The 13,573-nt window shown below is 36.4% G+C and carries 13 protein-coding genes; 1 reads left to right on the top strand and 12 read right to left on the bottom strand.

The window, feature by feature from the left end:
- Positions 1-253: 253 nt before the first annotated feature.
- From JZO76_RS10875 to JZO76_RS10820, 12 genes are all read right to left on the bottom strand, one after another.
- Entirely contained in the window at positions 254-436 is a 183-nt protein-coding gene (locus tag JZO76_RS10875; RefSeq protein WP_206904192.1) for a hypothetical protein, read from the bottom strand.
- 111 nt (positions 437-547) lie between these two features.
- Positions 548-1,183: an HAD family hydrolase gene (locus JZO76_RS10870; protein ID WP_206904191.1), complete on the bottom strand. Its 636-nt coding sequence runs from the start codon at positions 1,181-1,183 to the stop codon at positions 548-550.
- Between the two features lie 11 nt (positions 1,184-1,194).
- On the bottom strand, positions 1,195-3,924 hold the full coding sequence (locus JZO76_RS10865; RefSeq protein ID WP_206904189.1) for a sigma 54-interacting transcriptional regulator: 2,730 nt from the start codon (positions 3,922-3,924) through the stop codon (positions 1,195-1,197).
- 104 nt (positions 3,925-4,028) lie between these two features.
- Positions 4,029-5,006: an SIS domain-containing protein gene (locus JZO76_RS10860; RefSeq protein WP_206904183.1), complete on the bottom strand. Its 978-nt coding sequence runs from the start codon at positions 5,004-5,006 to the stop codon at positions 4,029-4,031.
- 52 nt (positions 5,007-5,058) lie between these two features.
- Entirely contained in the window at positions 5,059-5,871 is an 813-nt protein-coding gene (locus JZO76_RS10855) for a PTS system mannose/fructose/sorbose family transporter subunit IID (RefSeq protein ID WP_206904180.1), read from the bottom strand.
- Between the two features lie 15 nt (positions 5,872-5,886).
- Positions 5,887-6,669: a PTS mannose/fructose/sorbose/N-acetylgalactosamine transporter subunit IIC gene (locus JZO76_RS10850; protein WP_206904178.1), complete on the bottom strand. Its 783-nt coding sequence runs from the start codon at positions 6,667-6,669 to the stop codon at positions 5,887-5,889.
- 18 nt (positions 6,670-6,687) lie between these two features.
- Positions 6,688-7,158 carry a PTS sugar transporter subunit IIB gene (locus JZO76_RS10845; protein WP_206904176.1) on the bottom strand — a complete coding sequence of 157 codons (471 nt, stop codon included), beginning with the start codon at positions 7,156-7,158 and terminating at the stop codon, positions 6,688-6,690.
- On the bottom strand, positions 7,155-7,571 hold the full coding sequence (locus tag JZO76_RS10840; protein WP_206904175.1) for a PTS sugar transporter subunit IIA: 417 nt from the start codon (positions 7,569-7,571) through the stop codon (positions 7,155-7,157). Before JZO76_RS10840 ends, JZO76_RS10845 begins: the two co-directional genes overlap by 4 nt.
- Positions 7,572-7,929: 358 nt before the next feature.
- A complete protein-coding gene (locus tag JZO76_RS10835; protein ID WP_206904174.1) occupies positions 7,930-10,476 on the bottom strand; it encodes a glucosaminidase domain-containing protein in 2,547 nt (848 codons plus the stop codon).
- Positions 10,477-10,712: 236 nt separating this feature from the next.
- Positions 10,713-11,228, bottom strand: coding sequence for a GNAT family N-acetyltransferase (locus tag JZO76_RS10830; protein ID WP_206904168.1), 516 nt, complete (start codon positions 11,226-11,228; stop codon positions 10,713-10,715).
- Positions 11,229-11,246: 18 nt separating this feature from the next.
- The gene (lepB, locus tag JZO76_RS10825; protein WP_206904166.1) at positions 11,247-11,756 is read right to left on the bottom strand and encodes a signal peptidase I; all 510 of its coding nucleotides are present in this window, start codon (positions 11,754-11,756) and stop codon (positions 11,247-11,249) included.
- Positions 11,757-12,071: 315 nt separating this feature from the next.
- Entirely contained in the window at positions 12,072-13,004 is a 933-nt protein-coding gene (locus JZO76_RS10820) for a dihydroorotate oxidase (RefSeq protein ID WP_206904164.1), read from the bottom strand.
- Between the two features lie 188 nt (positions 13,005-13,192).
- On the opposite strand from JZO76_RS10820, the gene JZO76_RS10815 reads away from it, so the two are divergent.
- Positions 13,193-13,528, top strand: coding sequence for a metal-sulfur cluster assembly factor (locus JZO76_RS10815; RefSeq protein ID WP_206904153.1), 336 nt, complete (start codon positions 13,193-13,195; stop codon positions 13,526-13,528).
- Positions 13,529-13,573 lie beyond the last annotated feature (45 nt).

The following is a 13,573-nucleotide window of genomic DNA, read 5'->3' as shown; positions in this document are numbered from 1 at the left end:
GTTGATTAATTTACCACTTCCAAGTATTTGCGTCAACCGTTTTATTTTCATAAAATACCAGCTCACCACCGTGCCAAAACTACTCTTTTTATCTTTTGTTCGCTTTTTTCGCGCTTACAAAAAAAGAAGTTAATCTTTTTCTTCATAAAAAAATCTAAACTGTAAAAAAAGGAAGAGATATCCCCCTTAAAATTCGGTTATTTTTTTTATTTTTCAGGCACAAAAAAAGGAGATTTCCATCTCCTTAGCTAGTTTACTTATCGCGACTTAAAAAGCGAATCCGTTTTTCTTCATCGCGGTAAATAATTGTTTCTTCGTTTAAGTAAGAAAAAGTTAGTTTTTCTAAATTTGGCGTGCTAATCATTTCTTCGTATCCAGTAAAAATATCGTGAATATATTTTTTGTAGGCATGCTTCTTCTTTAATCTTTTTTTCATGGGGCACCTTCCTTTTTCAAATCACTGTCATCTTACCAAAAGTGTTACGCATTGGACAAGCAGTTTTCGTCGATTCTCAAAGATTGTTACAAGGTGCATTTTTTTACTAACTTAATATACAAGACAATTCTCTACCACTTTTATAATATCAGATAAATGATCAATAACTATATCCGCTTGTCGTTGATCAATTGGAAAATCTTGTTTTAGTGCCAATGTATACAGCTGTGCAGCTTTCGCAGAAGCAATCCCGACTGGTGAATCTTCTACTGCAATGCAGCGATCACACTTTAGCGCCGCTTCAGCCAATTGATAAATTTCTGGATGTGGTTTACTTTTTGATAAACTTTCGCCGGAAATAACAAAATCAAAGAAAGGTGTTAAATTATTTTGAGCAAGCATCGTATAAATTTCGTTTTCAGGCGATGAAGAAGCAAGTGCTATCTTTATTTTTTTAGCCTTCAAATAAGTCAATACACTCTTAACATCCCCTCGCAAGGCCTTGGTAAAATCAATTGGATGTGTTTGCCGATAATCTTGATACTCTTTTTTTAATAATGCACGGTTTTCTTTTGCTGGGACTAAAACTTGCCAAATACCCGCTTCAGTCAAGCCGACAAAATCCAATTTGTTTTTTGAGCCTGGACTCAAATTTTTTTCAGCAAAGAAATCCATCCGCCGCTGAAAGTAAAAGCTTTCAGAATCAATTAAAACACCGTCCATATCAAAAATTATACCTAAAGTCATATAAATCACTCCTAGCCATTAATTATTTCGTGAATTAGACGCAGCTCTAAATCCGAGATCTGAATAGTATATTCATTTTCGACATTGCGAAATGCTCGATGAATTTGTTCCATTTCCATGCCAGCTTGTGCTAAATATTCAGCAATATCTTCTTGTTGATCAACACTTTCTTTACGTAAAATTCGTTCAATCATACAACAGCAATGCAAATACAATAAAAATAATTTACTATTTGAAAGCGTAATGGCTAAATTAACCTCTGCTTGTGATACTGCACTTTGCACCAGACGTAAAAGCTTTGTCGCATCTAGAATTGTTAAATTCTCAACGATTTTGTTAATGGAAAAGCTAAACATTAGCTGTTCCTTTAATGCTTTGTCACTAATATCAAAATAATCTTGTAAAATTGTAACAAATTTCTCTATATCTTCCCCATTAATTAAGTGATCTAAGCCGATATAAGGAATCTGCTGAATTTTGGGATCTTCTGTACCAACAATCATTAACACTTCATACATTTGAAAAGGATCTTCATACAGTTTATTTTTTTCTAACTTGTGATAATCATAAGGTATGATGGCTAATTCGTCGCAGTAGTCTTTTAGACAATGTTCTAAAATTTCTTGAATTTGAATGGCAGAGCCCATTCCAGTATAGCAACAAGTTAAAATAGCTTGTTTTTTCTCTTGCTTTGGCAAAATCAATTGCTTTTGAACTTTATTTTCAATATCAACTCGTTGACTGATTTCTGAAATGGATAATTGATTTTGAATTAAATGACCGATTTCTAAAACTAACGGGGTGCAAACATAGTCAATAATCAATAATGGTCCGCGAATTTTATCTTCTAAGCGCTCACCTAATTGATTTAACGAACCCATGTCCACTAATAAAATTAAACCAGCGTCTGTATGGTAATCGTTAATAAAGCGAATGACTTGTTCTTCGACTTTGTCTAGTGTGATATTTATCGGCATATCATAAGCATGAAAAATATTTTGTTGTAACATGCGATTGCCGACATTAGCTAGACTACTGGCAGTGGAATAACCATGGGCTAGAATAATACTTTTGATTTCTTTTTCACGGGGCGTTATTTGCAAACCGTGAAAGTAAAAAGAAATAAAGATTAAATCCTCGTCTTTAAAATCCTGGTCCAATTGACGGGAAATATGACCTAAAGCTTTCTTTGCATACCAATAAGAAGTATCCATTGAACTGGAGATTAAACGCAATAGCTTTGGTTTTATCGTATGCCATTCATGATTTTCTGCAATCGTATCGGTATTATTTTTGCGATAAAGGTATTGTGCAAGTGCGATAACCCGGTTACCATCTTGATCAAATCCATAATTATCGTGCATCCAATCAAAGGTTTCTCGAATTTGATAGGTCAAAACAGAATAAAAAGACTCTTCTTTAGCATAATTATCTTTAAACATAAATTCATCCATTAAGTTATTGACACGATTTACCATCGTTGCAATAAAATCCTTGATGGCTAACTCTTGTTCATCGACTTTTTGGTAAAGTTGAACCATTTTTTCAAATAATTGTCGGATCTGCTTTGCTTCAGTAGACTCTAAAAAAACCTGATTTTTCGTATGGGGCAAATATTGGCGATCTGGTAAAGCTTTAATCGTCTTTTTCAACTGCTCTTTTAAACGTAGCGCATTCTCTTGAGGTAAATCTTTTAAGCGCACTCTTATTGCAGGGTTGTTTTGATTTTTTGCATAGGCGCTGCCACAAATGTATTTAACAATATTTTTGATTTTACCCACATTGCCTTCTAAGTCACTATTTAACAAAAAGTCTACTAGTTGATAGCTAACATCAATTCGCTTTTTTAAAATATTAGCCTCATTCACAAAAAAAGTGTCAATTAGCTGCATTCTTTCTGACTGCGGGCGTTGTTCATAATTGGGTAAACTAACAATTACCGGCAGACGCCGAATAAAAGTTGGTAAAAAAGTCTGATAGACATTTTCTGTTGTGGCAAAAATTAGCCGTACCTCTGCCTTGCGTTTAAGGGCATTATCTCCCATAGGTGAAAATTCACCGGTATCCATGAAGGTAAATAATTTTTCTTGCCCTTCATCTGACAGTCGATGCACTTCATCCAAAAATAAAATACCGTTATCTGCCTTTTCAATTAAACCGATATGATCTTTTTCAGCTCCGGTAAAAGCCCCCTTAATATGACCAAACAAAGCAGAGGATAACAATTCTGGATTATTGAAATATTGAGCACAGTTATAGGCGATAAAAGGGGAATCTTTTTGAATGACCTTCTCTGTGACTGCGTATTCGTGAATTTTTTCAGCTAAGAATGTTTTCCCTGAACCGCTACTGCCAGACAAAAGAATTGGCAACCCGTTATTTGGATAAAGCACCGCTGTTTTCACTTGATCAATCGCTTCTTTTAGACTCCCTTTGGCACCAATTACTAGCTCTAATGCATTTTGTTTTTCCAATGTAAATAAATCTTCCCAACTCTCATACTCTGCGCCTTTTACGATAATTCCCAGCTCAGCAAGTGTTGTAACATGTAAAAAAGCGACCGGATAGCTCTTAACTTTGACAACTACGCCTTCTTTTAACCCTTGATTTAAGTAAGAACTGGTCGTGCTACGGTTTAACCCGATATGCTCACTAATGGCTGAGGCAGAAAAATCCCCACGATGATACTTGTCGTAATCTCGCGTTAAGTCAATTAAATATTTTTCTACTTTTTCATTCATGATTTACACCACCTAGCTTCTTTTTTAATCAATTGTAAGAGATTTCATACCAGCTTTCAACACAAGACAGAAAAGCTGAGGCAAATGCCCCAGCTTATGAAAGCTTAGTACTCAAGTTTCCACATATAACGACGTTTTGTTAATGGATGTTGACGCGCTTCAGCCAATTCTTCAGCATAAACACGGAAGACGGCCGTAATGACAAATGGATTGAAGTAATCTAAGACTTCTTTTGCAATATGAGCCGATAGACCCCAATCTAGTGCATCCACAACTTCTGTTTTCGCATCGAAACGATCTAAGAAGGTTAATGCTCGCGCGTCAATTGGACGTGTGCGGCCATCGTTCATCAGTAAGATAAATGGCACACCTTTATCGGTAATTTCAAATGGCCCATGGAAGAATTCACCGGCATGGAAAGTACCGGAGTTGATCCATTGCATTTCCATCATTAAACAAATTGAAGTCGAATAGGCTACTTCGTGAGTTGCCCCTGAACTCATAACATAGATAACTTTTTCGTCTTTGAAGCGTTGGGCAAATTGTTTCGCTTGTAAGCGTGCTCCTTCAGCGCTCTCTTGTGATAAATCGTAAATTTTACTGAAACCCTCCATCATTTTATCGTAGTCAGCATAACCTTCAATTTGATTTAACAACTCAACTGCTAACAACAAGCAATAGCCCGTTTTTTCAAGTTTCGCAGCATAATTTTCAGCAAAACGGTGATAAATGACATAATCTGCATCTTTTGTTAGCGGAGAATCTACGCTACGTGTTAAACTAATAACTGTGGCACCTTTCTCTTTGGCTACTGCGTTAGCTTGAACAGTTTCAGGAGTGGTACCTCCTAATGAAGCTGAAATAACCACAGTATGCTCGTCGACTGAGCTAGGTGTCGCATAGTTAAATTCATTGGCTGTAAAATGACTAATCCGTAATTTTTGTGCATTTTGATCTAAAAAGTATTTACCTGGATATAAATCAGCTTTTGACGCACCACAGCCAACAAAGACGATGGATGTCACTTCTTTATTGCTAACGATTTCTTTTACAATCTCTTTTGGACTTAATTTTGAATTCATTTTTGAATTCCTCCTCTTAACTTTTTTATATGAACCTGAATAGGTTTGTCCCTTAACTAAAAATGCCGCATACACTTAATAAAATCCCGCCAACAATACAAATGACCAACATTACGCCGGTTTTAACTTTCTTTTGTAGTAACCAGTACATAAAAAATGTCAGACCCAAAGGAATTAATTGTGGCATAATATTATCTAAAACATCTTGTAAAACAAATGCTTTGCCAAATTTTAAGGGTGTTGTAATGCCGATCATGCTTGCAATCATTGCCCCGATTACCATCAAACCTACAATCGTACAAACATACATTACCTTATCCATTAAACCTTCTTGATAAAGTTTCGCTAAATATTTATTCCCTGTGTTATATCCAATCTTACCACCGTAATAAGTTACTAAAGACGAAGGGACAAATGAGATAATCATCGCTAAAATTGGTCCCAAAATACTTCCTTGTTGCGCTAAATTAATCCCAAAACCAAAAGCTAAAACCCGGACAGTTCCTTGGAAAAAAGAATCGCCAATCCCTGATAGTGGTCCCATTAAAGAAGTCTTTAAAGCCCCAATTGCTTCTGGATTAAAGTTTTCTTGGTCTTGTGCATATTGTTCTTCCATTGAAGCGGCTAAACCCAGTACAAATGCACTAGTCTGCGGTGTACAATTGTAATACGCCATGTGACGTTCGTAAGCTTCCATCTTTTTTGAAGCGTCTTCTGGTTTGTCGTAAATTTTGTCGATGATTGGTGCAATTCCATACATAAACCCCATATTCATTTGCCGCTCGTAATTCCATGAAGCTTGAATCGCCCACGAGCGCCAGAAGAATTGCCAATATTTCCAACTGTTTGGATCTTTTTTAGTCATTTATAAGACTCCTTTCTATAAATCGTCTAAAGGATCAGGTTCACTTTGCGCAGCATTACCACCATTACTGCCACCAAAATTAACTTGGGCCATCACAAACGCTACAATGCAGGCAAACGCTGCAACCCCTGTGATACTTAGGCCAGAATATGCAGTTATTAAAAAACCCAACAATAAAAACGGTATCATTTTCTTTGTTAACATTGTTTGTAAAAGCAAAGCAAAACCATAAGCCGGTAAAATCTTACTTGCTAAAGTCAAACCATTTGTTAACCAAGCAGGAATGCTGTCAACAATACTTTTGACCAAATCGGTACCAAAATAAATAGCTAGAAAAATCGGAATAAAATACATTAAGGAATACAAAACCGAGCCATAAACAATATGAATCCTTCTTGCACCAGCAAACTTACCTTCAGCAATTAGCGTATCCGCACGGTGTGTTAAATTTGATAAGACCGTTCGCATTAAAATCCCTAACATTTGACCTAATACAGAAATTGGAATTGCAATGGTTAACGCTGTTTCCGCATTTGAACCAGATAAAATTGCAAAAGCCGTTGCAATAATAGAAGCCATATTCATATCCGGCGGTGCAGCTGCCCCAATATTTACCAACCCCAAAGACATCAATTCCAACGATGCCCCAACCATCAAACCTTTTTCCAAATCTCCTAATACCAAACCAACCAGCGTACTCACAATCAAAGGCCGTTCAAAGTTCAGTCTTCCTAACAATCTGGAGTCCAGAATACAAAATATTCCGATTAGACCCAGGGCAATCGATTGAAACAACATAACGCAAACCCCTTTCTTTTAAATCATTGTATTTAAATCCTCTTTTTTAGAGGTTGGTACCTGCTGCATAAACTGTGTAATCCCCATTGCTTTTAGCGCTTTGGCATCTTCAATTTCACTTTCTGTTAAGAAAATAGCGTTGCTAAATTGCTTAGCCCCTTCTTTTTTAATAATGCCGCCATAATTGATGGCCTCAATTTTCTGATAGCCTTCACAAAACTTGCGGACATCTTTAGTATTCCCGAAAATCAACATGATATTTTCTTTTAGCGTTTCAACTTTTGGCATTTTTGCTAAAGTGTTGGCCACTGTGAAAATATTCAATTTAATTCCTTGGGGTTTGGACAATTCTAAGGACATCTTTTTAAATTCATCATTGGCCGCTTCGTCGTTTACCACGATAATGCGATTTATTTGTAAAGACTTACTCCAAGAAAACACTACTTGTCCGTGTAACAATCTGTGATCAATGCGTACAAGTTTGATCATAGATCATCACCTCCTTTTTCTGATGTTTGTAATAGACGACTACAATCAATTAGTGAATTTTGGCTTTCTATGATAATCCTTTGTAAATCATTTGAACTAATTTTCCCAGCCTGTGTTGCGATGGAAATCACAAGGGGTAAATTCATTCCGGTAATAAGATGTATTTCGGGGTTGTCTTTTAAAAGGGGTAACATTTCGTTATTAACACTCCCCCCTAAAATATCTGTTAAGATAAATAAATTTTTCGTCCCCAGTTTTGTAACTAATTGCTGCATTTGTCCTTCGATTGGTTCATCTTCATCGCGATAAGCCGATAGTGCGTAAATATTATCTGCTGGACCTAGAATCATTTCAGCGGTTTGCTTTAAGCCTTGTGATAATTCTCCGTGGCTTGCTAGAATGATAGTATTCATTTTTTCTTCCCTCCTTACTGACACTTTTATACAAGCAAGTTGCGTGCCAACTTTTGTCTAAGGTTCAAATCCCGCTTGATTTCAGTGTTTTTCTGACACTTTCAACACATCTAGAACAAAAAAATACAGTGTTGGAAATTTTCACTTGAAGTGTTGATAAAAGCGTGAAGTAGCGATTGATCAATTCTAAGAAAAAAAGACACCACAAAAAAAGATTGGAAATTTTTTAAGCCCAGGATTTTTTCTTCTTTTAAATCGCTTTTTATAAATTTCAATTGCTTTTTACTTAATACTTAGACAGACACAAAAAGTCCCCGTACAAAAGTTAGTTTAGCTTTTGTACGGGGACTTTCATTTTTTATTTTGGTGCTACATACGTAACATTGTTAGAGCGGGCAATACTATTAGGGATAATACGGTATGAAACAGTTGTTGGCCCGACAACATTTCCTTCTGAGACCAAAATGCCATCTGGTCCAACAGCTTCAACAAAAGCCACATGACCATACACGGAACTAGAACCAGCAACTCCAGGATGGAAACTTACGGCATAACCAACTTTTGGTGTCCCAGTTGTTTTATAGCCTAAACGAGCACCTTTTTGGCCCCATTCGCCGCCATTGCCCATAAAGTTGTCAACCCGGCCACCTAATTGGGTAATCCGATTGTAAACATACCACGTACATTGTCCAACTGGATAAGAACCAGAAGTATTATAGTTGCGACCATCAAAATCAGGGAAAATCATTTTATTACGATAGTAGGTTGGAATATTTTGCCGTGATTGAATAATCATTCCGGTTTTTGTTCCAACTGGTGTTTCAGGTTCATCGTACTGGGTTAAATGATAAGCTGCGATAATCGAATTTAATTTATTACTGTATTGCGTATCCGTTGCATATTTCCCCATTAGATGGTCTGTTGCTTGGAGATAATTTCCCGCCTCAGAACGCCATGCGCCTTGATAAAAACCATCGTTTCCAGAAATACCGCCACGAATTAGTTCAACATAGTCTGCTAAGGATTCTTTGTAACTAGGATAACTTCTAAAGTTTGCCGTGATTTGATACAACTCGCCGTTTCCTTTGTCTTCCATTGTTTTCATAGCAACAGAAGAACCGCCGTGAGAACCTTTAATTCCAAACAAGTTGTAATAAGGTGCTCTTGATAACCCACTGCCACCAGAACCGCTTTCCAAAATTGCCTGAGCAATCATGACCGAAGCAAAAACATCATATTTTAACCCTAATTCTCTGGCATCATCTGCAATTGCATCGATGAAGCGTTGTGTAATCGGATTGGCTTTAAAATCAACAGTAGCTGCGTAATTGTCTAATGTCTTTTCACCTTGTTGTGTCAAAACGAGATTTTCCGGCATGCTAACTGCAAAAGATGGTTTTTTTATAACGCCATATTTTTCGCTTAATAGCGCTGTATCATTTTCTTCTTTACTGTCTGCATCTGTTTTATCAGCAATTTTTACAATTCCGGCGTCATTCACTTCATAACCTTGAATGGTGAAAATTTGGACACCTGGCAATTCTTCTTTATCTTTTGTTTGTTCTGTATCTTTAGTAGCGTCTTTAGTAGCATCACTAGTAGTTTCTTTTTTCTCTAATGCTGCTTCTTTTAGTTTATTTTGTTCTTTTAAAGCCTCGTGATTTTCATCAGTGGCCATTATATATTTACCTTGACCAAGGTAAATGGCAACTTTGTTAACTTCTTTATCTTGCCAGAAAAGAAGATCACCAGGTTGCGCTTTTTCCAATGAAATTTGCTTTTTATCTTTTACCATTTCCTCATAATTTTTACCAAGAGTTATGCCAAAAATTTCGTTATAAAGGTAATTTGGTAAAGTTAAATTATTAAAGGCAGACGGCGCTTTACCATCTTTTGCAAAAGGTTTATTCAGAGTCTTCAAAGCAGCTGCGATTATAGCACCTTGCTTTTTATCCTTTAAACTATTTAACAACGGCAATTCAAAACCATTTAAATTTGAATCAGTTAAACTGTCGACAATCAAATTATCATCCAATGGTGCAGATGCTGTGCCATCTTTACTTGGACCTTGAACAGGTTGTTTGGGGGTTGTTGCATCTGTTGTGCTTGGCTTTGATTGGTTTTGATTTGTATTGCTTTGATTTGGTTTATTGGTCGCAGGCTTATTCGGCTGTGGCTTTGGTTTAGGATTAGGCTTTGTTTCTGGCTTAGGATCTGGTTTTGGCGTAGGCGTAGGTTTTTGCGCCTCCTCTTTGACTAATCCAGTAATTGCCTTTTGTAAATTAACCAACATGCTGCTAACTTCATCACTAGAAGCATCCTCATTGGTTAAGAGAGTATTGGTTAGTCCAATTTGTTTTTGCAAAACCTTAAATGAAGCTGGTGTATATTCGCTAGCCTTAAAGTCCATTGCTTTTTTCAACAAAGCTTGTAAGCTTTCCTTATCGGGTTTTACTTCCAGTTGTAGACTACCTAAAAACACTTTAATCCTTTCAACCAAAGCATCAACAGTATTTTGATCAACCTCGTTTGCATTTTGCATTACCGAAGCTTCCTGGAAAAGCTCATTTATTTTATCACCCGGGAATGTAGAGGGGCGATATTGATCTTCTGTATTAATCAGATTTTGCAACTGATTGTACATTTCTGTTAACACAGTTTTGTCCACAGCCACCGGTGTCGGTGCAGGTTTCGGGTCATTTTCACCTTCACTAACTTCACCTGTATTTTCAGGACTATTTTTGGTTTCTGTTACCGCTGTATCACTATTATTTTGAACTGCTTCACTTGCTTGCGTAGTTGTAACAACATTTGCGAAAGCCGGCGTTCCTTGCGAAAAAAGCACTAACACAATACTAAACATAGAAAGTGCCCTTCGCAAACGTAGACTATTCCTTTTTTTCATCAGAGAACCCCCTTTTATTTCCTCGCTATTATATTAGCACATATTCTCATTAAATTCTAAGTCAAAACGTCTGAACAATTAATATAACAGTCGTAACTACAACTTGAATAAAAAGAGAAACTAGCATTCCAAAGGGTTTTTGCTAGTTTCTCAAGATTAGAGAATGATTTCAGCCAATTTTAATAAATAAATTTAATTATTTTGACGCGTCCAAATTAAAGTAAAAATAACTAACTTTATTGCGTTACCAACTGATATGCGTTTCGTAGACCTGACGGAATGGGAAATTCAACTTGACCGCAATAACTAAATCCAAGTGCATTGATCGTCTTGATCATAGGAAAATTTTCTGGATACGTATCAATTCGAATATCTTTAACCCCCTTTTTTTCGGCATTATTAATTAAAGCAGCTAAAAATTTTTGGGCAATTCCTTTTTTGGCAAAATTTTTGCTAACCGCTACGCGATGAATTGACACATAATCCTTACGGTCAACTGTCATCCAACGACCACAAATAGCAGTATAAACAGGATCAATTCCTTCGACTAAACTTGCAACTGCCACGATACTGCCTTCCATTATGGCAACCCAACAGAATTTATTTGCCACATCTTTTGTCATTTGGTCTTCATCAGGTCCATAGCCATCTTGCCACTGAGGGGATCCTTGAGCTTTTAAAGAAGCTCGTCCATCTGCAATAATTTCCATAATCACAGGTAGATCAAAAAAAGTTGCTAATCTTATTTCCATACTGCTTAAACTCCTTAGTTAAAATAAACGAAACGAACTAATTGGGTAAAAGCGCAAACGAAATGCGCCGATAATTTCATCACGGTGGATGGAACCAAAATTACGGCTATCTGTCGAGTGATCTCGGTTATCTCCTAAAACAAAATATTCACCCTTAGGAATGCGATAAGTAAAATTATCCATCTCCCATACCATATCACCGGTTTTAAACCCTTCGGAAGTGGCTTTATCATTAATAAAAAGGTTGTTGTTTTTGTATTCGATTTTTTCTCCTGGCAAACCAATGATCCGTTTAATGAATTTTTCCTCTTCACTAAATTGATCTGGATTGTTTAATACAACGATACTAAACCGCTGCAACTTGCCGATTTTCAAGGCAAACCCCCGATCACCATCGTAAAGCGTTGGTGCCATTGATGAGCCGTCAACAATTACTGGGGAGAAAATAAATATTCGAATGATTATTAAAATGGCGATAAAACCACCAAAAATCGCGATATCACGAACAGATATCTTCATCTTCTTCATAAACAACATCCTTTAGCCGGCTCTTTTTAATGTTCTTGATAAAAATTTATAACGTAACCCGACTCTATTCCATAACTTACGCTAGGATTAGAACCTTCTTACAATAAATATATAATAACGACACCGGTATTTCAATGAATATCCATTTAAGCAAAAAGGAAGATTCTCGTAAGTAAATCACAAAATTTATGAAAAAAGAAATTCAACACATTTTTTTGATCGTTTCATTTTAATTTTTTTAAAGTACCTACTATTGTAATTTTCTTTTGGTAGTAAAAAAGATTATACCTTTTGAGGTACAATCTTTTTTGCTAATTAGTCAATGACTTTTAATTTTCCCCGAAATTCATCAATTGTTTGATAGCCTTTTAAAGTCATAATGCTAGCCAACTCTTTAGTCAAACGCTCGAAAATAGCCGGTCCTTCTTTTTGCAGTTGCGTTCCCACCTGTAGCATCGTAGCGCCACACAATAAATGCTCATAGGCATCTTGGCCTGTTAAAATACCGCCGGTTCCGATGATTTTAATTTCTGGTTTTAAACGTGTATAAAAAGCTCGCACATTGGCTAAAGCCGTTGGTTTTACGTATTGACCACCAATTCCACCGAAGCCTTCTTTGGGTTTAATGACGACTTGATCGCTGGTTGTGTCGATATATAAGCCATTTCCAATACTATTGATAGAATTCACGTAAGCTAACGGATATTTATTTAAAATTTCTGCCATTTGATCAAAATGTGCCATATCAAAATACGGTGGCAATTTCACACCTAAAGGCTTGGTAAAAAATGTAAAAACTTGATTTAATGTTTCTTCTGTCAACTCAAAATCATAAGCAACTTGCGGCTTGCCTGGAACATTAGGACAAGATAAATTTAATTCAGTTACCCCTGCAAAATCACTGGCTTCAATTTCTTTTAACATCGCAATATTTTCTGCCACACTCATTCCGGCAACTGAGAAAAATAGGGGGCGTTTTGTGTTTTCTTGTTGTTTCAAGGCATATTCCAAATAGTACTCAAAACCTAAATTAGGTAACCCCATCGAATTAATACTACCTAAAGGAACATCGTAATAACGCGGCTCGCTATTTCCTGCTCGCTTTTCAGGTGTCGCACTTTTCATAATATAAGCGCCTGCTGCTGAAGTACTTAGTTCGTCAAGTTCTTTTATGGTCATGCAATGAACACCTGAAGCATTCATAAAGGGATTTTCAAAATCAAAGTCCAAAAAGTTGGTGGTTAACACAAAATCGCCTCATTTCATTTTTTGTTGGACTTAGCATAGCGGCTTTTTAGCATAAATTCAATAGTAACAATAAAACTTACGCATAATTCTTGTTTTTTGTTCGTCTTTCTTTTTTTAGCGCACAGATGATTTACAAATACCAAAAAACAAGTTATTATTTGAACAGAATTCTAAAGGAGGTTGCAGTTATGAATGAAATCCGCACCGAACAAGAAATTGAAGAAATCAAAGAACGTATTTTAACCGCATTAGAAACTGTGATTGACCCTGAATTAGGGATCGATATTGTCAATCTTGGTTTAATATATGATATTGAATTTGAAGGCGAAACAGGAGAAGCCGTCATTAAAATGACCTTGACCACCATGGGTTGTCCTTTGGCTGATATTTTGACCGATCAAATCCATCAAGCGCTAGCTGAAGTGCCAGAAGTTACTAAAACGGAAGTTAAACTGGTTTGGTACCCTGCTTGGACTACTGATAAAATGAGCCGTTATGCCCGAATTGCTTTGGGTATTCGCTAAACTTTAATAGAAATTTAAAGGCGTAACCTTTCCCTAAACCACAGG

The organism is Candidatus Enterococcus myersii (assembly GCF_017316025.1).
Classification (GTDB): Bacteria; Bacillota; Bacilli; order Lactobacillales; family Enterococcaceae; genus Enterococcus_C; species Enterococcus_C montenegrensis.
Note: the sequence above shows the minus strand (reverse complement) of the source record. Positions and strands in the feature narration are given on the sequence as shown.